Origin of the sequence: Streptomyces phaeofaciens, from assembly GCF_014648915.1 — a bacterium.
In the GTDB taxonomy this organism is placed as follows: Bacteria; Actinomycetota; Actinomycetes; order Streptomycetales; family Streptomycetaceae; genus Streptomyces; species Streptomyces phaeofaciens.
This window is the reverse complement of the sequence record NZ_BMSA01000003.1, coordinates 324,003-342,660: the sequence shown is the minus strand read 5'-3', so window position 1 is coordinate 342,660 and position 18,658 is coordinate 324,003. Positions and strand designations below refer to the sequence as shown.

Sequence of the window (18,658 nt, the reverse complement as noted above, 5' to 3'; positions counted from 1 at the left end):
CATGACCGAAGTCAACCGCCCACCCCGTGCGGGCGCCTGGACCCGTTTCGTGACCGCCCGCCCCCGGCTGTCGCTGCTCGCCGCCCTGGTGCTCACCGTGCTCGCGGTGCTCGCCGGCAGCGGTGTCGCCGACAAACTGGGCAGCGGCGGCTGGGAGGACCCCGACGCCCAGTCCACCTACGCGACCAAGGCGCTGGAGCGCGAGTTCCCCGCCTCGCAGCCCAATCTCCTGCTGCTCGTCGGCGCGGGCGACGCCTCGGTCGACGACCCGGCGGTCGCCGTCGAGGCGAAGCGGCTGACGAAGCGCCTCGCCGCCGAGAAGGGCGTCGTCGGGGTCGGCTCCTACTGGACGGCGGACCCCTCGGCGGCCCCCGCCCTGCGCGCGACGGACGGCCACGAGGCGCTGATAGCCGCCCGCATCACGGGCGACGAGAAGACGATGGGCGAGACCCTCGACCACATCGCCCCCTCCTACCGCGGCACCCACGGCCCGGTGGAGGTCGAGGTCGGCGGCATCGTCGCGGTCCGGCACGAGATGCAGACCATCATCCAGGAGGACCTCACCCGCGCCGAGCTGATCGCCCTGCCGGTCACGCTGGTGCTGCTGGTGATGGTCTTCGGCAGCGCGATCGCCGCCCTGCTGCCGCTGGGCATCGGCATCGTCGCGATCCTCGGCACCAACGCGGTCCTCAGCGGCCTGACGGCGTTCACCGACGTCTCCGTCTTCGCGATGAACCTCACCACCGCCCTGGGCCTCGGCCTCGCCGTCGACTACGCCCTGTTCATCGTCCGCCGCTTCCGCGAGGAACTCGCCGCCGGCGCCGATCCGCGCACGGCCATCGGCACCACCCTGCGCACGGCCGGCCGCACGGTCCTGTTCTCCGCGCTCACGGTCGCCGTGTCGCTCGCGGCCATGCTCGTCTTCCCCCAGTACTTCCTGCGCTCCTTCGCCTACGCAGGCATGGCGGTGGTCCTGCTGGCCGCCGCGGCCGCCCTGATCCTGCTCCCGGCCGCCCTCCTCCTGCTCGGCGACCGGGTCAACGCGCTGGACCTGCGGCGGGTGTTCCGCCGCAAGGGCGGGGACGCCGGATCCGAGGGGCCGGGCGCCGCCGAGGACGGCAAGGGCTGGGCACGCACCGCGGACCTGGTCATGCGCCGGGCCCCGCTCTTCGCCCTGGGGACCACGGCCGTCCTCGTCCTGCTCGGACTGCCCTTCCTGGGCGTGAAGTTCGGTACGGCGGACGACCGCCAGCTGCCCTCCTCCGCCGAGTCCCACGTCGTCCAGCAGCACATCAGGGACGGCTTCCCGGGCAACCCCGGCGGCGGCCTGGAGATCCTCGCCGAGGGGAAGGCCACCCCGGCCCAGTACGCGGCCTACAAGGAGCGTGTTGCCGCACTCCCCGCGGTCGTCCGGGTCGACGGCCCGCTGGTGAGCGGCGACGCGGCGTACTTCACGGTGCTGCCCCGCGGCGAGGCCGTGGACGACGCGGCCCAGCGACTGGTCGGCGACCTGCGCGCCACACAGGCCCCCTTCGACACCAAGGTGACCGGCGCGGCGGCCGTCCTGGTCGACTCCAAGCATGCGATCGGCGCCCAGCTGCCGTGGGCGGTGGCCTTCATCGCGGTCGTGACGCTGTTCCTGGTCTTCCTGCTCACCGGCAGCGTGCTCATCCCGCTCCAGGCGGTGCTGCTCAACGCGCTCAGCCTGACGGCGATGTTCGGTGCGGTGGTCTGGGTCTTCCAGGAGGGCCATCTCTCCGGACCGCTGGCCTTCACCAGCCCCGGCTCCATCGAGACCACCCTCCCGGTCCTGATGTTCTGCGTCGCCTTCGGACTCTCCATGGACTACGGCGTGTTCCTGCTCTCCCGCATCAAGGAGGAGTACGACCGCACCGGCGACCACGAGCGGGCGGTCCGGCTGGGCCTGCGGCGCACGGGCGGACTGATCACCGCGGCGGCGGTCATCCTGGCCGTGGTGATGGTCGCGATAGGCACCTCCCGGGTCACCAACACCAAGATGCTCGGCCTGGGCATCGCCCTGGCGGTCCTGATGGACGCGATGGTCGTCCGCAGCCTCCTGGTCCCGGCGATCATGCGCCTCACCGGCCGCGCCACCTGGTGGGCCCCGGCCCCCCTGCGCCGCTTCCACGAACGGTTCGGACTGAGCGAGGGGGAGTCGGCGGGCCCGGCCCGGCCCACGCCGAGCGAGGGACCGGGGAAGTCCGCGGCACCCGGCGAGCCCGGGGAATCCGGTGAGGCCGAGCGGGCGCGGGACAAGGAGGCCGCGCGCGGCTAGCGTTCCCCGTGATCACCGGGCAGCCCCGGTGATCACCGGGGAGTTCCGGGGAGTCGCCGGAGCGGGGCGAGAAGGAGCCGTGGATGCGCGCAGTGGTCTTCGAACGGTACGGCGAACCCGCCGAGGTACGGGAGGTGCCCGACCCCCGGCCCGCCCCCCATGGAGTGGTCGTCCGGGTCGAGGCCACCGGCCTGTGCCGCAGCGACTGGCACGGCTGGGCCGGCCACGACCCGGACATCGCCCTGCCGCACGTCCCCGGCCATGAACTCGCCGGAGTCGTGCAGGAGGTGGGCGCGGCCGTCACCGGCTGGCACCCGGGCGACCGGGTCACCGTCCCCTTCGTCTGCGGCTGCGGAAGCTGCCCCTCCTGCGCGGCCGGCGACCACCAGGTGTGCGAGCGCCAGACCCAGCCCGGCTTCACCCACTGGGGCTCCTTCGCCCAGTACGTCGCCCTGGACCACGCCGACGTGAACCTGGTCGCCGTCCCCGACGACCTCTCCTACGCCACCGCGGCCTCCCTGGGCTGCCGGTTCGCCACCGCGTTCCGGGCCGTCGTGCAGCAGGGCCGGGTCGCGGCGGGGGAGTGGGTCGCGGTGCACGGCTGCGGCGGGGTGGGCCTCTCCGCGGTGATGATCGCGGCGGCGAGCGGGGCCCGGGTGATCGCGGTGGACGTCTCCCCCCGCGCCCTGGACCTGGCCCGCACGTTCGGTGCGGCGGAGTGCGTGGACGCCACGAGCGTGCCGGACACGGCGGCGGCCGTCCGCGCCCTCACCGCCGGTGGCGCGCACCTCTCCCTCGACGCCCTCGGTTCCCCGGCCACGTGCGCCGCGTCGGTGAACGGCCTGCGCCGCCGGGGCCGGCACGTCCAGGTCGGTCTGCTGCCCTCGCCCGACGGCACGACCCCCGTCCCGATGGCCCGCGCCATCGCCCTGGAACTGGAGATCCTCGGCAGCCACGGCATGGCCGCGCACACCTACCCGGCGATGCTGGAGGCGGTCCGGTCGGGCGTGCTCCGTCCCGACCTGCTCGTGACCTCGACGATCACCCTGGACGCCGTACCGGAGGCACTGGCGGCGATGGGTACGGCGCCGGGGGCCGGGGTGACGGTCATCGCGCCGTGGAGCTGAGGGAGGGGACCGGGGGGGAGGGCCGAGGGAGGGCCCGGACCCGCAGGCCGTGGCCGGCGGCCTCCGCGGGCCCTCCCCGCGGATCATTCCGCCCGGCGCCCCCGGTTGCCCGGGCGGGAGGCGACCCAGGCGTCGACGGTCTCGGCGTACCAGTAGGGCTTGCCGCCCTCGACCCGGTCGGGCGGCGGCAGCAGCCCGTGCTTGCGGTAGGACCGTACGGTGTCCGGCTGCACCCGGATGTGGGCCGCGATCTCCTTGTAGGACCAGAGCCTTCGGTCGGTCATGGGTCGCACCTCCCCGCGCACGCGGGGCGGCGGCCGGGAGGCCGCCCGGGGGAGCCCGGCGCTGCGCTGGTGATCACCAGCCCTGTGCCCCGTGGGCGACGCAGGGTGACCGACCGAAAGCAGCTGTCGACCGCGCGTGACGAAAGACCCGCGTACGCGGGACATGTGTGACAGGAAGGGGGTGTTTGTGACGCAAGTGACGCAAAGGCGGACGCGGGCGGGCGGGCGGGGTGCGTCGACACCGTGCCGTCTGCGGAAACGCCCTCACCACAGGCGGCGGGCCGGGCCCGCTGCGACGAGCCCGGCCCGACCCCGCTGCCCCGCCATCCCCCCGGAACCACCGGACCCCCAGCCTGTATTCAGCCAACCCGCCCGGTCTTGGAAAAATGCGCACCAGGTCCGGACCAGGCGGCCGCGGGAGCGGGCAGGACCAGGCTCGTCGCCTCGCCGCTCATCCGGTCGGCCACCGGCGACAGCGGCGAGGGCTGCCGCCTGGCCTGCACGAACTCCCTCGGTGTGCAGCCCGTCATCGCCTTGAACTCACCGCTGAGATGCGCCTGGTCGTAGAAACCGCAGAGCGCCGCCGTTTCCGCCGCGCCCCGTCCGGCCGCCAGCAGCCGGCGGGCCCGTTGCAGTCGCAGGACCCGGGCGGCCGCCTTGGGGCCGAGCCCGATCTGCTCACGGAAACGGTTCTCCAGCTGTCGTACGCTCCAGCCGACCTCCTCGGCCAGCCGTGGCACCGGTATCGCGCCGGCCGTCCGCACCAGCAGCGACCAGGCCCGCGCCACCCGTTCCGAACTCCGCGGCCCGGCTTCCCGCCAGCGTGTGAACACCTCGTCGAGCAGCCCGAACCGCCGCTCCCAGTCCGGTAACGCGGCCAGCGCGGCGGCGAGTTCGGCGACGGAGGTGGCCAGGGAGTGCGGGAGGTCGTCGGGGTCGACGGTCCGGTTGACGAGTTCGTGCTGCGGAGTGCCGAACAGGGTGAACGCCGCCCACGGCGTGAGCAGCACCTCGATCCCCGAGAGCCGCCCGCCGTGCTCCCCGACGGCCGGGGTGGTGGTGGGCCCGCAGTACACCGACACCAGCGTGTCCGGCGCCTGCCCGTCCCGTGAGATCCGCACCGGCCCCTCGAACCCGAGCAGCAGCGTCGAGGCCCCGATCGGAGTCTCCAGCCGGCGGCGGGGCCGGTTCAGGGCGAGCCGTATCCCGCGATAGCTGATGATCCCGGGCCGCAGCCGCGGATGAGGCGCCCCGGCGACCAACTCCCAGGCCCCACCGGGCCCGTGCCCGGCCCGGACACGCATCGCACCCGCCACCATGAGCCCTCCCGCATCCCGCCGAAGGCCCCCCATGCTCCTACGCCGGAACCGACAAGCCTAGAGCCCGCGGCCGACCAACGCCCCCACCCCGCCAAGCCCCGACCGGCCCTCGCGCAGCCCCCTCCCCGTTCACGCCGCGCAGCGACTACGCCCCGCACGACCTCAGGAACGCCCGAGTCCGCTGGGCGATCGGCAGGGGCGTGTCCGGCGCGCACGGATACATGTCCTGTTCCACGATCGCGAACAGCTCCACGTCCAGCTTCTGGGCGGCCTCCAGCACGGGCCCCAGCGCGGGCACCCCCGCGGGGGGCTCGCACATCACGCCCTGGGCCACGGCCGGCCCGAACGGCGTCCCCTTCGCCCGCACGTCCGCCAGGATCTCCGGGTCCACCTGCTTGAGGTGCAGGTACCCGATCCGCTCGCCGTAGGTCTCGATCAGCTTGACGCTGTCGCCGCCGCAGTAGGCGTAGTGCCCGGTGTCCAGGCACAGCGAGACGAGGCCGGAGTCGGTGCCGTCCAGGAACCGGGCGACGTTCTCCTCGCTGTCGATGTGGGTGTCGGCGTGCGGGTGGACGACGATCTGGAGGCCGTAGCGCTCCCGTACCTCCTTGCCGAGCCGCTCGGTCAGCGAGGTGAGGTTGCGCCACTGCTCGGGCGTGAGGGTGTCCGGCTCCAGCACCTCGCCGGTTTTGTCGTCCCGCCAGAAGGACGGGATGACGACCAGGTGCTTCGCGCCCATCGCCTGGGCGAGCACCGCGTTGTCGGCGACATGCGCCCAGGTCTTGTCCCAGACGGCCTCGCCGTGGTGGAGCCCGGTGAAGACCGTGCCGGCCGACACCTTCAGGCCGCGCTTCGCCGTTTCCTCGGTGAGGACTGCGGGATCGGTCGGCAGGTACCCGTAGGGGCCGAGCTCGATCCACTCGTAGCCGGACTGCGCGACCTCGTCGAGGAAGCGCCGCCAGGGCACCTGTGCGGGATCGTCCGGGAACCAGACGCCCCAGCTGTCGGGGGCCGATCCGATCCGGATGCGGGAAAGTGAGGACTGAGGTGACAACGACGTCATGGCCGTCAGCGTGCGGTCTCTCCGCGGGACTGTCAAGGCCTGGTCCGAATGTCTGGACAAACTATTGACAGGGTGCTCGATACGGGGCTAGAAATCCGTGAGAGCCGATGCGGGGCAGGCCGACAGACGGCCGGCCGACCGGTGGGATCGCCGACCGGCGGCAGGCCGACCGGGCCTGGCCGACACGAAGGGAACTCGATGGCGTACGACCTGATCACCATGGGGCGGATCGGAGTAGACCTCTATCCGTTGCAAACGGGTGTGCCGCTGCCCCAGGTCACGTCCTTCGGGAAATTCCTGGGCGGCTCGGCGGCCAACGTCGCGGTCGCCGCGGCCCGGCTCGGACGGTCCACCGCGGTGATCACCCGCACCGGCGACGACCCCTTCGGCACCTATCTGCACGAGGCGCTGCGCGGCTTCGGCGTCGACGACCGCTGGGTCACCCCGGTCCCCGGACTGCCCACCCCGGTCACCTTCTGCGAGGTCTTCCCGCCGGACGACTTCCCGCTGTACTTCTACCGCCGCCCGAAGGCGCCCGACCTGGAGATCGACGCCCACGAGCTGGACCTCGACGCCGTCCACGAGAGCCGGATCTTCTGGGTCACCGGCACCGGCCTGAGCGAGGAGCCCAGCCGCACGGCGACCCTGGCGGCCCTCGCCCACCGCGCCAAGGCCGGCACCACCGTCTTCGACCTCGACTGGCGCCCCATGTTCTGGAGCGACCCGGACGCGGCCCGCCCCTTCTACGCCGAGGCCCTCAAACACACCACCGTCGCCGTCGGCAACCTCGACGAGGTGGAGGTCGCCACCGGGGTGCGCGAGCCCCGGGCCGCCGCCCGGGCGCTCCTGGACGCCGGTGTCGAGCTGGCCGTCGTCAAGCAGGGACCCAAGGGCGTCCTCGCCGTCAACCGCGAGGGCGAGTCCGCCGAGGTCCCGCCCCTGCCGGTGGAGGTGCTCAACGGCCTCGGGGCCGGCGACGCCTTCGGCGGCACCCTCTGCCACGGCCTGCTCGCGGGCTGGGACCTGGAGAAGATCATGCGGCACGCCAACGCCGCCGGCGCCATCGTGGCCTCCCGGCTGGAGTGCTCGTCCGCGATGCCCACGGCGGACGAGGTCGAAGCGGCGATCCGGGCGGGGGCCGTCCTGTGACCGTCGACGTCTCCGAACTCGTCCGGCTGCGCACCCGGCACCCCGAGGCGATCGCCGAGGCCGCCGCCCGCAGGCCGCGCCGGCCCCTGCTGAACGACTCCGGCCGGCTGATGATCGTCGCGGCCGACCACCCGGCCCGCGGCGCGCTCGGGGTCGGCGGCGACCGGCTGGCCATGGCCAACCGCGCCGACCTGCTGGAGCGCCTGTGCCTGGCCCTGTCCCGCCCCGGTGTGGACGGTGTCCTCGCCACCGCCGACATCCTGGACGACCTGCTGCTGCTCGGCGCCCTCGACGACAAGGTCGTCATGGGCTCCATGAACCGCGGCGGCCTCCAGGGCGCCGTCTTCGAGCTGGACGACCGCTTCACCGGCCACCGCGCCGAGGACATCGAGCGCCTGAACTTCGACGCGGGCAAGCTCCTGCTGCGGATCGACTACGACGACCCGGGCTCCCTCACCACCCTGGAGACCACGGCCCGCGCGATCGACGACATGGCCGCCCGCCGGCTCCCGCTCTTCGTCGAGCCGTTCATCAGCCGCCGCGGCGACGACGGCCGGCTGCGCAACGACCTCTCCGCCGAGGCCGTCACCAAGTCGATCGCGATCGCCTCGGGCCTCGGCGGCACCTCGGCCTACACCTGGCTGAAGCTCCCCGTCACCGAGAACCCCGACGACATGGCCGAGGTCATGGAGACCTCCACGCTCCCCGCCGTCCTGCTGGGCGGCGAGGTCGGCGACGATCAGGACGGCGCGTACGAGAAGTGGCGCGGGGCGCTGCAACTGCCCACCGTCCGCGGCCTGGTGGTCGGCCGCTCGCTGCTCTACCCGGCGGACGGGAACGTCGCCGACGCCGTGGACACCGCCGTAGGACTGCTGTGAGGGCCGCATGAGCAACGACCTGTACGTGCCGAGGGGCGCCACCGCCGACGCCGGCGCCGGCCACCTTCTCGACATCGACCCGAAGCGGGCCGGCTGGACCTACAGCAGCCTGCGGATCGTCGCGCTGGAACCGGGGGGCACACACACCCTCACCACCGGCGACAGCGAGTGGATCGTGCTTCCGCTGGAGGGCGGATGTACCGTGCGAACAGCGGGTGAAGAATTTCAACTCCTGGGCAGGGAAAGCGTTTTCGCGTCCGTAACGGACTTCGCGTACGTTCCCCGTGACGCCCGGGCCCAGATCGCCTCCGGCGCGGGAGGCCGCTTCGCCCTGGCAGGAGCGAAGTGCGAGCGACAACTCCCCGCCCGCTACGGCCCCGCGCCGGAGGTACCCGTCGAGGAACGCGGCAGTGGCAACTGCGCCCGTCTGGTGCGCAACTTCGCCTCCGCCGACGCCTTCGACTGCGACAAGCTGATCGCCGTCGAGGTGATCACCCCCGGCGGCAACTGGTCCTCGTACCCGCCGCACAAGCACGACGAGCACCGGCCGGGCGAGGAGGCCGAGCTCGAGGAGATCTACTACTTCGAGATCGACGGACCGCACGGCTTCGGCTACCAGCGGGTGTCCCCCTCGCGCGAGGGCGGCTCCGATGTCCTCGCCGAGGTCCGCTCCGGCGACGCCGTGCTGGTCCCCGACGGCTGGCACGGCCCGTCGATCGCCCAGCCCGGCCACGCCATGTACTACCTGAACGTCATGGCCGGTCCCGGCGGGACACGGGAGTGGCGGATCTGCTTCCACCCGGATCACGTAGAAACCACAGGGGGTTACCGATGACCACCAGGCTCACCGTGGCCCAGGCGCTGGTGCGCTTCCTCGCCGCTCAGTACACCGAGCGCGACGGCGTACGGCAGCGGCTGATCAACGCCACCTGGGGCATCTTCGGCCACGGCAACGTCGCCGGCCTCGGCCAGGCGCTGATCGAGTACGGCGACGACATGCCGTTCCACCAGGGCCGCAACGAGCAGTCCATGGTGCACGCGGCGGTGGGCTACGCCCGCCAGTCCAACCGCCTCTCCACCCACGCGGTGACGACGTCGATCGGCCCCGGCGCGACCAACCTGGTCACCGGCGCCGCCCTGGCGACCGTCAACCACCTCCCGGTGCTCCTCCTGCCCGGAGACATCTTCGCCACCCGCGTCGCCGACCCGGTGCTCCAGCAGCTCGAAGTCCCGTACGCGGGCGATGTGTCGGTCAACGACAGCCTGCGCCCGGTGTCGCGGTACTTCGACCGTGTCACCCGCCCGGAGGCTCTGATCCCGGCCGCACTCCAGGCGATGCGGGTCCTCACCGACCCGGTGGAGACCGGCGCGGTCACCCTCGCGATGCCCCAGGACGTCCAGGCCGAGGCCTACGACTGGCCCGACGAGTTCTTCGCCGAGCGCACCTGGGCCGTACGCCGTCCGGGCGCCGACCCCGCCGAACTCGCCGAGGCGGTCCGCGTCGTCCGTGCCGCGAAGCGCCCCCTGCTCGTCGCCGGCGGCGGTGTCCACCACAGCCGCGCCGAGGAGGCCCTCGCCGAGTTCGCCGAGACCACCGGCATCCCGGTCGCCTCCACCCAGGCCGGCAAGGGCTCGCTGCGCTACGACCACCCGCAGGACGTGGGCGGCGTCGGCCACACGGGCTCGGCGACGGCCGACGAACTGGCCCGCACGGCGGACCTGATCATCGGCGTCGGCACCCGCTACACCGACTTCACCACGGCCTCCCACACCCTGTTCCAGGGCGAGGGAGTCCGCTTCCTCAACCTGAACATCGCCCCCTTCGACGGCCACAAGCTCGCGGGCCTGCCGCTGATCGCGGACGCCCGCAGCGGCCTCCAGGAGCTGACCGGGGCCCTCCGGCTGCACGGCCACCGGGTCACGGACGCCTACGTCGGCGAGTACGGCGAGGACAAGGAACGCTGGGAGCAGCGCGTCGACGCCTGCTACGAGGCCGACGAGCCCGACGTACGCCCGACGCAGTCGCAGGTGCTCGGCGCCCTCGACGCGCTGGCCGACGAGTCGGACGTGATCATCAACGCGGCCGGTTCGCTCCCCGGCGACCTGCACAAGCTGTGGCGGGCGCGCTCCCGGGACCAGTACCACCTGGAGTACGGCTACTCCTGCATGGGGTACGAGATCCCGGCCGCCATCGGGGTGAAGATGGCCGCCCCCGACCGGCCCGTCTGGGCGCTGGTCGGCGACGGCACGTATCTGATGATGCCGACCGAGATCGTCACGGCCGTGCAGGAGGGGATCGCCATCAAGATCCTGCTCGTGCAGAACCACGGCTACGCCTCGATCGGCGGACTCTCGGAGTCGGTGGGCGGTGAGCGGTTCGGCACCGCGTACCGGTTCACCTCGCAGGACGGCACCTTCACGGGGGCGCCGCTCCCCGTCGACCTGGCCGCCAACGTGGCGAGCCTGGGCATGCGCGTGCTGCGCGCGAAGACCGTCCGCGAACTGCGCGAGGCCCTCGCCGAGGCGCGCGCCGCCGACACTCCCACTTGTGTCTACGTCGAGACGGAAACGGCCGACACTGTGTCGGGCCCGCCGCCGGCGCAGGCCTGGTGGGATGTACCTGTGGCCGAGACCGCGACGCGACCGTCCGCGGTGAAGGCACGTGAGCTGTACGAACGGCACGTCTCTACCCGACGCCGCCATCTGTGAAGGAGCACTCGGTCATGACGAAGATCGTCAACCACTGGATCGGCGGCAAGACCGTCGAAGGCGCGTCGGGTACGTACGGGCCGGTCACCGACCCGGCGACCGGCGCCGTCACCACCAAGGTCGCGTTCGCGACGGTGGACGAGGTCGACGCGGCGGTCGCCGCCGCCAAGGACGCCTACGCCACCTGGGGCCAGTCCTCGCTGGCCAGGCGCACCACGATCCTGTTCAAGTTCCGCGCGCTGCTGGACGCGCACCGGGACGAGATCGCCGAACTGATCACCGCCGAGCACGGCAAGGTGCACTCGGACGCGCTGGGCGAGGTCGCGCGCGGCCTGGAGATCGTGGACCTGGCGTGCGGGATCACCGTGCAGCTGAAGGGCGAGCTGTCGACCGAGGTGGCCTCCCGGGTCGACGTGTCCTCGATCCGCCAGCCGCTGGGTGTCGTCGCCGGCATCACGCCGTTCAACTTCCCGGCGATGGTCCCGATGTGGATGTTCCCGATCGCGATCGCGACGGGCAACACCTTCGTGCTGAAGCCCTCCGAGAAGGACCCGTCGGCGTCCCTGAAGATCGCCGAGCTCCTGGCGGAGGCCGGTCTGCCCGACGGCGTGTTCAACGTCGTGCACGGCGACAAGGTGGCGGTGGACCGTCTCCTGGAGCACCCGGACGTCAAGGCCGTCTCCTTCGTCGGCTCGACCCCGATCGCCCGCTACATCCACACCACGGCCGCCGCGAACCACAAGCGCGTCCAGGCCCTGGGCGGCGCCAAGAACCACATGCTGGTCCTGCCGGACGCGGACCTGGACGCGGCGGCCGACGCCGCCGTGTCCGCCGCCTACGGCTCGGCGGGCGAGCGCTGCATGGCGATCTCGGCGGTCGTGGCCGTCGGCGCCATCGGCGACGAGCTGGTGGAGAAGATCCGCGAGCGCGCCGAGAAGATCAAGATCGGTCCCGGCAACGACCCGACCTCGGAGATGGGCCCGCTGATCACGGCCGCGCACCGCGACAAGGTGGCGTCCTACGTCACGGGCGCGGCGGCGGAGGGCGCCGAGGTGGTCCTCGACGGCACCGGCTACACGGTGGACGGCTTCGAGGACGGCCACTGGATCGGCATCTCGCTGCTGGACAAGGTCCCGACGACGGCGAAGGCCTACCAGGACGAGATCTTCGGCCCGGTGCTGTGCGTGCTCCGCGTGGACACGTACGACGAGGGCGTGGCGCTGATCAACAGCTCCCCGTTCGGCAACGGCACCGCGATCTTCACCCGGGACGGCGGCGCGGCCCGCCGCTTCCAGCTGGAGATCGAGGCCGGCATGGTCGGCGTGAACGTCCCGATCCCGGTCCCCGTCGGCTACCACAGCTTCGGCGGCTGGAAGGACTCGCTCTTCGGCGACCACCACATCTACGGCAACGACGGCACGCACTTCTACACCCGCGGCAAGGTCGTCACCACCCGCTGGCCGGACCCGGCCGACGGTCCGGGCGGCGTGGACCTGGGCTTCCCGCGCAACCACTGAGTCCCGGACAGCACCGCGGTGCCCCGCCCTCCCGCACGGGGAGGACGGGGCACCGTCGGCTGCGGGTCTACCGGCCGGAGGCGTCCTTGATCGCCTCGGTGAGGTCGCCGGTCTGCGCGGCCGGCGGGGCCTTCACCTCGGCCGTGGCGCCGAACTTCTCGAAGTCGACGGTGACCTTCATGGCCCCCATGACCTGGAGGATGCGCACCGGCAGGTCGTCGTCGCCGACCCAGATGTCGACGGTGATCGAGTCCACGCCGCCGGTCGTCGCGCCGAGGAGGCCGTTCTCGTCGCCGAGGGCGTCCTTGAACTTCCCCATGCGGGACGAGTCGATCGTCGCCCGGTAGTGGGTCGTGCGCTTCCCGTCGACGGTCTCCGTGCCCAGGTCGTCGACGTCCTCGGCGTACTTGAGGCCCTTCAGGGAGGCCACCGGGCTGCCGCTGCTGCCGCTGAGGGCCTGGGCGCCCTGCTCGCCGAACACGGCCGAGGCGTCGACCTTCATCCACTCCTTGCCCGCGAGCGGGCCGGAGGGCTGCGGGTCGACGTCGTAGTAGTAGGCGCCGTCCACGAGCAGCGTGCGGATCGTCGGGGCGTCCTGCAACGTCTGCATCTGCGACGCCTTCGTGTCCATCTGGACGTCGTAGGCGTACCCGTCGCCCCAGGAGTACGTGCCGTCCATCGCGATCGGGGTGCCGGTGCCCAGATCGGTGGTCATCTCGACCTGCGCCGAGCCGACCTGATCGGCCCGGTCGGTCGCCCGCGTCAGCGCCGCCATGATCGCCGCGCTCCGGTCCACGGCCTCGGCCGCCCCCTCGGCCGCCTTCGTGCCGCACCCCGCGGTCGCCACGAGCGCCACCACCGCGGCCCCCGCCCAGGCAGCACTGTGTCTCGGCTTCATTCGTCCCCACCCCTGTGAATCGCCTGTGATCCCCGCACTCCAACGAGACACACTGACACGCCCGCATGCCGGACGGCCTCACGTTTTTTGCCGCCCGCCCCTGCGGTTCCCGCACGTCCCGAGCGAGCCCAATATTCCGACTCGAACTGCCGTATCCGCGATCACGGGGCGATTTGATCTACGAATTCCGTAGGTAAACCGCTATTGACGCACCGGTTTCCGTTGGGATTCCATGCAGCCGCCGGGAGTGGACGAACCAGGTACGACCCAAGCCGCCGGAGGCGATAGCGCTCCCGCCCCTCACCTCGCCGCACGAGTCGATCGGAACCGCCGCATGACCGACACGCTCCGCCCTGTCGAGACCGCCCTCCCTCAGGCACCCGACAGTCCCCAGCAGCTCAAGCGCTCCATCGGAGTCGTCGGCGGCACCCTTCTGACGCTGTCCTGCGTGACCCCCGCCTCCACCCTCTTCGTCGTCGTCCCGGACCTGTTCGGCTCGCTCGGCACCGCGACCGCCCTCACGATCGCGATCGGCTCACTGCTCTGTATCGCCGTGGCGTTCTGCTACTCGGAGCTGGGCACCCTCATCCCCAGCGCGGGCGGCGAGTACGCCATGGTCTCGACGCTGGCCGGACGCCTCGCCGGCTGGCTGGTCTTCGTCCTCTCCCTGCTGGTCGTCATGATCGTCCCGCCGGTGATCGCGATGGGCACGGCCGACTACCTGGCCCCCCTCGTCCACCTCGACCCGTCCGTGGCCGGAGCCGGCGTGATGCTGCTCGCCACCCTCGCGGGCCTGCTGGACCTGCGGGCCAACGCCTGGATCACCGGCGTCTTCCTGGTCCTGGAGGTCATCGCGGCGGCGGTCGTGGCCGTGCTGGGCTTCGCCCACGGCCACCGCGGCCCCGGCAGCCTCCTGTCGATGCAGGTGTCCGGCGCCGACGGCCACACCGACACCGTCACCGCCGCGCTCGTCGTCTCCGGCCTCGCCATCGCCCTCTTCGTCACCCAGGGCTTCTCGACCGCCGTCTACCTCTCCGAGGAGCTGGAGAACCCGCGCCGCAACGTCGCCCGCACGGTCCTGGCCACCCTCGCCATCTCCTCGGTGATCATCCTGGTCCCGGTCGTCGCCATCACCTTCGGCGCCTCCGACCTCTCGGAGCTGACCGGCGGGGACATCGGCTCCATGGTCACCGCCTGGTCCAACTCGGCCGTCGGCACCTTCGTCAGCCTCTGCGTGGCCCTCGCGATCATCAACGCCGGCATCGTCATGGTCATCCAGAACTCCCGTGTCCTGTTCGCCTCCGCCCGGGACAAGGCCTGGCCCGAGCCGGTCAACAACGTCTTCGCCAAACTCGGCCGCTTCGGCTCCCCCTGGGTCGCCACCCTCGCCGTCGGCGTCCCCGGCGCGGCCCTGTGCTTCGTCAACCTCGACACCCTGTACGGCGTCACCGGCGTCTCGGTCACCGGCATGTACCTCCTGGTCGCCGTCGCCGCCCTGCTCGCCCGCCGCGACTCCCACCGCCACGTCCCCGCCTGGCGCATGCCGCTGTGGCCCGCCGTGCCGGTCCTGCTGATCGCCGTCCTCGCCTACATCCTCACCCAGCAGGAGACCGCCTATCTCCTGTGGACCGGCGGCATCACCGCCGCCGCCACCCTCTACTGGGCCTTCTACCTCCGCCCCCGCCGCGCCACCCGCTGGCTGATCTCCCTCCCGGAGGACGCGCGGGCCTGACACGTACCGCGCCTGGTGTACGGCGGCCCCGCCCCGTACACCCCCGGGATGGCCCCGAGTTCGGCCTCCGGTCGACAACGTTCCGACAGGTTGACCCCGTACCGTTGAAGCATGGATCTTCGACTGCCCGGTCTGCGGGGACCACGGCGGCCCGGGCGGCTTCTCGCCGCCGCGGCCGCCGTGATCGTCCTCGCCGGTGCCGGTACGTGGACGGCCGTCGCCTCCGACGACGACACGCCCGCGGTGCGCCACACCGACCGGGTGATGACGGTGGACGGGGTCCGGCTGGACACCTCCTACTTCACCTCCGCGGCGGCCGGCCGCCGGCCCGCCGTCCTGCTCGGCCACGGTTTCGGCGGCGACAAGGACGACGTCCGGCAGCAGGCCGAGGACCTCGCCCGCGACGGCTACGCGGTACTGACCTGGTCGGCGCGCGGCTTCGGCAGGTCCACCGGCAAGATCGGGCTCAACGACCCGAAGGCCGAGGTCGCCGACGTGTCCCGGCTGATCGACTGGCTGGCACAGCAGCCCCAGGTGCGGCTCGACGCGGCGGGCGACCCGCGCGTCGGCGTCGCCGGAGCCTCCTACGGCGGCGCGATCTCCCTCCTCGCCGCCGGGTACGACGACCGGGTCGACGCCATCGCCCCCGCGATCACCTACTGGAACCTCGCCGACGCCCTGTTCCCCGACGGCGTGTTCAAGAAGCTGTGGACCGGCGTCTTCTTCAACACCGCCGGCGGCTGCGCCAAGTTCGAGCCCACCCTGTGCGCGATGTACGAGCGGGTCGCCGAGTCCGGCACCCCTGACGCCGCGGCACGCGCGCTGCTCGAAGAACGCTCCCCGTCCGCCGTCGCCGACCGCATCAAGGTCCCCACCCTCCTCGTCCAGGGCCAGACCGACTCCCTCTTCACCCTCGCCCAGTCCGACGCCGCCGCGAAGGCGATCCGCGCCAACGGCGCCCCCGTCGACGTCGACTGGATCGCGGGCGGCCACGACGGCGGAGACCTGGAGAGCGGCCGGATAGAGGCCCGGGTGACCTCCTGGTTCGACCGGTACCTCAAGGACGACACGGCCGCCGACACCGGCCCCGCCTTCCGCGTCACCCGCACCGGAGGCATCGACTCCACCGACGGCGCCGCCCGGCTCAGGGGCGCGAGCGCGGACAGCTACCCCGGCCTGACCGGCGACGACCGCTCCATCGCGCTCACCGGCGGCGCACAGCGCGTCGCCAACCCGGCCGGCGCCAACCCGCCCGCCGTCTCCGCCCTGCCCGGCCTCGGCGGCGGCGGACTCTCCCAGCTCTCCTCCCTCGGCGTCGGCGTCTCCCTCGACTTCCCCGGCCAGTTCGCCGCCTTCGAGTCCGCCCCGGTCACCGGCGACCTGCGCATCACCGGCTCCCCGACGGCCACCGTCCACGTGCGGTCCACCTCCGACGACGCCGTCCTCTTCGCCAAGGTGTACGACGTCGGCGCCGACGGCACCCAACAGGTCCTGCCCTCCCAACTGGTCGCCCCGGTCCGCGTCGAGGGCGCCGAGGCCGGCAAGGACGTCACGATCACCCTCCCGGCGATCGACCACGACATCGACGAGGGCCACCGGCTGCGCCTGGTCCTCGCCTCCACGGACCTCGGCTACGCCTCCCCGACCGCCCCGGCGACGTACACCGTCTCCCTGAAGGGCGACCTGTCGGTCCCGACCGCCCCCGCGGTGACGACCGCCGCGGCCCCGCTCCCGTCCTGGGTCTGGTGGCTGCCCCTGGCCGGCGCCGGGCTCGCCCTGGCCCTGCTGCTCACCGGCCGCCGCCGCACCGCCGGCCCGGCCCCCGACCCGGCGCAGGCCGAGGTCCCCCTCCAGATCACCGGCCTCGGCAAGAAGTACGCGGGCGGTGACCGCTACAGCGTCCGCGACCTCTCCTTCCGCGTCGAGAAGGGCCAGGTGCTCGGCCTCCTCGGCCCCAACGGCGCCGGCAAGACGACCACCCTGCGCATGCTGATGGGCCTGATCAAGCCGGACGACGGCGAGATCCGCGTCTTCGGCCACGCCATCCGCCCCGGCGCCCCCGTGCTCTCCCGCGTCGGCGCCTTCGTCGAGGGCGCGGGCTTCCTCCCGCACCTCTCCGGCCGGGACAACCTGGAGCTGTACTGGCGGGCCACCGGCCGCCCGGCCGAGGACGCCCACCTGGACGAGGCCCTGGCGATCGCCGGCCTCGGCGACGCCCTCGCCCGCGCGGTGCGCACCTACTCCCAGGGCATGCGCCAGCGGCTCGCCATCGCCCAGGCCATGCTCGGCCTTCCGGACCTCCTCATCCTCGACGAGCCGACCAACGGCCTCGACCCGCCGCAGATCCGCGAGATGCGCGAGGTGATGATCCGGTACGCGGCCGCCGGACGCACGGTGATCGTCTCCAGCCATCTGCTGGCGGAGGTCGAGCAGACCTGCACCCACCTCGTGGTCATGGACCGGGGACGACTGGTCCAGGCGGGCCCGGTCGCCGAGATCGTCGGCTCCGGCGACACGCTCCTGGTCGGCACCGTCACCCCCGTCGAGGAGCCGGTCGCGGAGAAGGTCGCCGCGCTGCCCGGCATCGCCTCGGCGCTCGTCACCGACGACGGACTCCTCGTCCGCCTGGACGCGGACGGCACCGCCCAGCGCCTGGTCGCCGAACTCGTCCGGCTCGACGTGCCCGTGACCTCGGTCGGCCCGCACCGCCGCCTGGAGGACGCCTTCCTCACCCTGATCGGAGGTTCCGCATGAGCACGCTCACCGAGGTCGCCTCCGGCTACCGGGCAGGCCACACCCTGCCCCTGCGCGTCGAACTGGCCCGCCAGCTCAAGCGCCGCCGCACGCTCGTCATGGGCGCGATCCTCGCCGCCCTGCCGTTCGTCCTGCTCATCGCCTTCGCCATCGGCGGCGAGCCGGGCGGCCGCAACAACCAGGTGACCCTGATGGACACGGCGACCGCCTCGGCCGCCAACTTCGCCGCGGTCAACCTGTTCGTCTCGGCGGGCTTCCTGCTGGTCATCCCGGTCGCCCTGTTCTGCGGCGACACGGTCGCCTCGGAGGCCGGCTGGTCCTCCCTGCGCTATCTGCTCGCCGCACCCGTGCCCCGGGCCCGCCTGCTGTGGTCCAAGCTCGTCGTCGGCCTCGGCCTCAGCCTGGCCGCGATGATCCTGCTGCCGGTCGTCGCCCTCGCCGTGGGCAGCGCGGCCTACGGCTGGGGCCCGCTGGAACTCCCCACCGGCGGCGCACTCGACTCCGGCACCGCCGCCCAGCGGCTGGTGATCGTGGTGGGTTACGTCTTCGTCTCCCAACTGGTCACCGCCGGGCTCGCGTTCTGGCTGTCCACCAGGACCGACGCCCCGCTCGGCGCGGTCGGTGGCGCGGTCGGCCTGACCATCGTCGGCAATGTCCTGGACGCCGTCACCGCCCTCGGCGACTGGCGCGACTTCCTGCCCGCGCACTGGCAGTTCGCCTGGGCCGACGCCGTCCAGCCCACCCCCGAGTGGTCCGGCATGATCCAGGGCGCCGCGGTCTCGGTAACGTACGCCGTCGTGCTGTTCGCCCTGGCCTTCAGGGGTTTCGCCCGCAAGGACATCGTCTCGTAGGTCAACGGAAGATCACCCACCGGTCTCGGCGGGCCGTTTCCGTGCCCGCTTCGAGACCCATCCGCAACACCCCGTGGCGCA

14 protein-coding genes are annotated in these 18,658 nt (G+C 72.6%); 10 read left to right on the top strand and 4 right to left on the bottom strand.

The annotated features are described in order from the left end of the window. Window position 1 precedes the first annotated feature (1 nt). Together IE275_RS08440 and IE275_RS08435 are read left to right on the top strand one after the other, a co-directional pair. Window positions 2–2,296 carry an MMPL family transporter gene (locus IE275_RS08440; protein WP_189709314.1) on the top strand — a complete coding sequence of 765 codons (2,295 nt, stop codon included), beginning with the start codon at window positions 2–4 and terminating at the stop codon, window positions 2,294–2,296. 83 nt (window positions 2,297–2,379) lie between these two features. Next, window positions 2,380–3,423 (top strand): zinc-dependent alcohol dehydrogenase family protein, encoded by a 1,044-nt coding sequence (locus tag IE275_RS08435; RefSeq protein WP_189709312.1) that lies wholly within the window; start codon window positions 2,380–2,382, stop codon window positions 3,421–3,423. An 83-nt stretch (window positions 3,424–3,506) separates the two neighbouring features. Here the strand turns inward: IE275_RS08435 and IE275_RS08430 are convergent, their stop codons facing one another. From IE275_RS08430 to IE275_RS08420, 3 genes are all read right to left on the bottom strand, one after another. Next, window positions 3,507–3,707: a helix-turn-helix transcriptional regulator gene (locus IE275_RS08430; protein ID WP_189709310.1), complete on the bottom strand. Its 201-nt coding sequence runs from the start codon at window positions 3,705–3,707 to the stop codon at window positions 3,507–3,509. Between the two features lie 359 nt (window positions 3,708–4,066). Continuing rightward, window positions 4,067–5,026, bottom strand: a complete 960-nt coding sequence (locus IE275_RS08425) for a helix-turn-helix domain-containing protein (RefSeq protein WP_229870156.1) — start codon at window positions 5,024–5,026, stop codon at window positions 4,067–4,069. A gap of 145 nt (window positions 5,027–5,171) precedes the next feature. Further along, the gene (locus tag IE275_RS08420; protein ID WP_189709308.1) at window positions 5,172–6,089 is read right to left on the bottom strand and encodes a sugar phosphate isomerase/epimerase family protein; all 918 of its coding nucleotides are present in this window, start codon (window positions 6,087–6,089) and stop codon (window positions 5,172–5,174) included. A gap of 198 nt (window positions 6,090–6,287) precedes the next feature. Here IE275_RS08420 and iolC point away from each other — a divergent pair, with 198 nt between their 5' ends. From iolC to mmsA, 5 genes are read left to right on the top strand one after another with little or no spacing between them, the layout of a single operon-like run. Continuing rightward, complete coding sequence (gene iolC, locus IE275_RS08415; protein ID WP_189709306.1) at window positions 6,288–7,238, top strand: 5-dehydro-2-deoxygluconokinase; 951 nt, start codon at window positions 6,288–6,290, stop codon at window positions 7,236–7,238. After that, window positions 7,235–8,116: a Cgl0159 family (beta/alpha)8-fold protein gene (locus tag IE275_RS08410; RefSeq protein ID WP_189709304.1), complete on the top strand. Its 882-nt coding sequence runs from the start codon at window positions 7,235–7,237 to the stop codon at window positions 8,114–8,116. Before iolC ends, IE275_RS08410 begins: the two co-directional genes overlap by 4 nt. A 7-nt stretch (window positions 8,117–8,123) precedes the next feature. Continuing rightward, complete coding sequence (iolB, locus tag IE275_RS08405) at window positions 8,124–8,951, top strand: 5-deoxy-glucuronate isomerase (RefSeq protein WP_189709302.1); 828 nt, start codon at window positions 8,124–8,126, stop codon at window positions 8,949–8,951. Then, on the top strand, window positions 8,948–10,825 hold the full coding sequence (gene iolD / locus IE275_RS08400; protein ID WP_189709300.1) for a 3D-(3,5/4)-trihydroxycyclohexane-1,2-dione acylhydrolase (decyclizing): 1,878 nt from the start codon (window positions 8,948–8,950) through the stop codon (window positions 10,823–10,825). Before iolB ends, iolD begins: the two co-directional genes overlap by 4 nt. A gap of 14 nt (window positions 10,826–10,839) precedes the next feature. Beyond that, window positions 10,840–12,342: a CoA-acylating methylmalonate-semialdehyde dehydrogenase gene (gene mmsA / locus IE275_RS08395; protein ID WP_189709298.1), complete on the top strand. Its 1,503-nt coding sequence runs from the start codon at window positions 10,840–10,842 to the stop codon at window positions 12,340–12,342. Window positions 12,343–12,409: 67 nt separating this feature from the next. Here the strand turns inward: mmsA and IE275_RS08390 are convergent, their stop codons facing one another. Continuing rightward, window positions 12,410–13,240: an SCO4651 family lipoprotein gene (locus IE275_RS08390; RefSeq protein WP_189709296.1), complete on the bottom strand. Its 831-nt coding sequence runs from the start codon at window positions 13,238–13,240 to the stop codon at window positions 12,410–12,412. 334 nt (window positions 13,241–13,574) lie between these two features. Between IE275_RS08390 and IE275_RS08385 the strand changes: the two genes are divergently transcribed. The 3 genes from IE275_RS08385 (at window position 13,575) to IE275_RS08375 (ending at window position 18,577) form a co-directional block, all read left to right on the top strand. Beyond that, the gene (locus IE275_RS08385; protein WP_189709294.1) at window positions 13,575–14,972 is read left to right on the top strand and encodes an APC family permease; all 1,398 of its coding nucleotides are present in this window, start codon (window positions 13,575–13,577) and stop codon (window positions 14,970–14,972) included. 111 nt (window positions 14,973–15,083) lie between these two features. Then, window positions 15,084–17,726 (top strand): CocE/NonD family hydrolase, encoded by a 2,643-nt coding sequence (locus IE275_RS08380; protein ID WP_189709292.1) that lies wholly within the window; start codon window positions 15,084–15,086, stop codon window positions 17,724–17,726. Beyond that, window positions 17,723–18,577 carry an ABC transporter permease gene (locus tag IE275_RS08375; RefSeq protein WP_189709290.1) on the top strand — a complete coding sequence of 285 codons (855 nt, stop codon included), beginning with the start codon at window positions 17,723–17,725 and terminating at the stop codon, window positions 18,575–18,577. The genes IE275_RS08380 and IE275_RS08375 overlap by 4 nt, the downstream gene beginning before the upstream one ends. Window positions 18,578–18,658 lie beyond the last annotated feature (81 nt).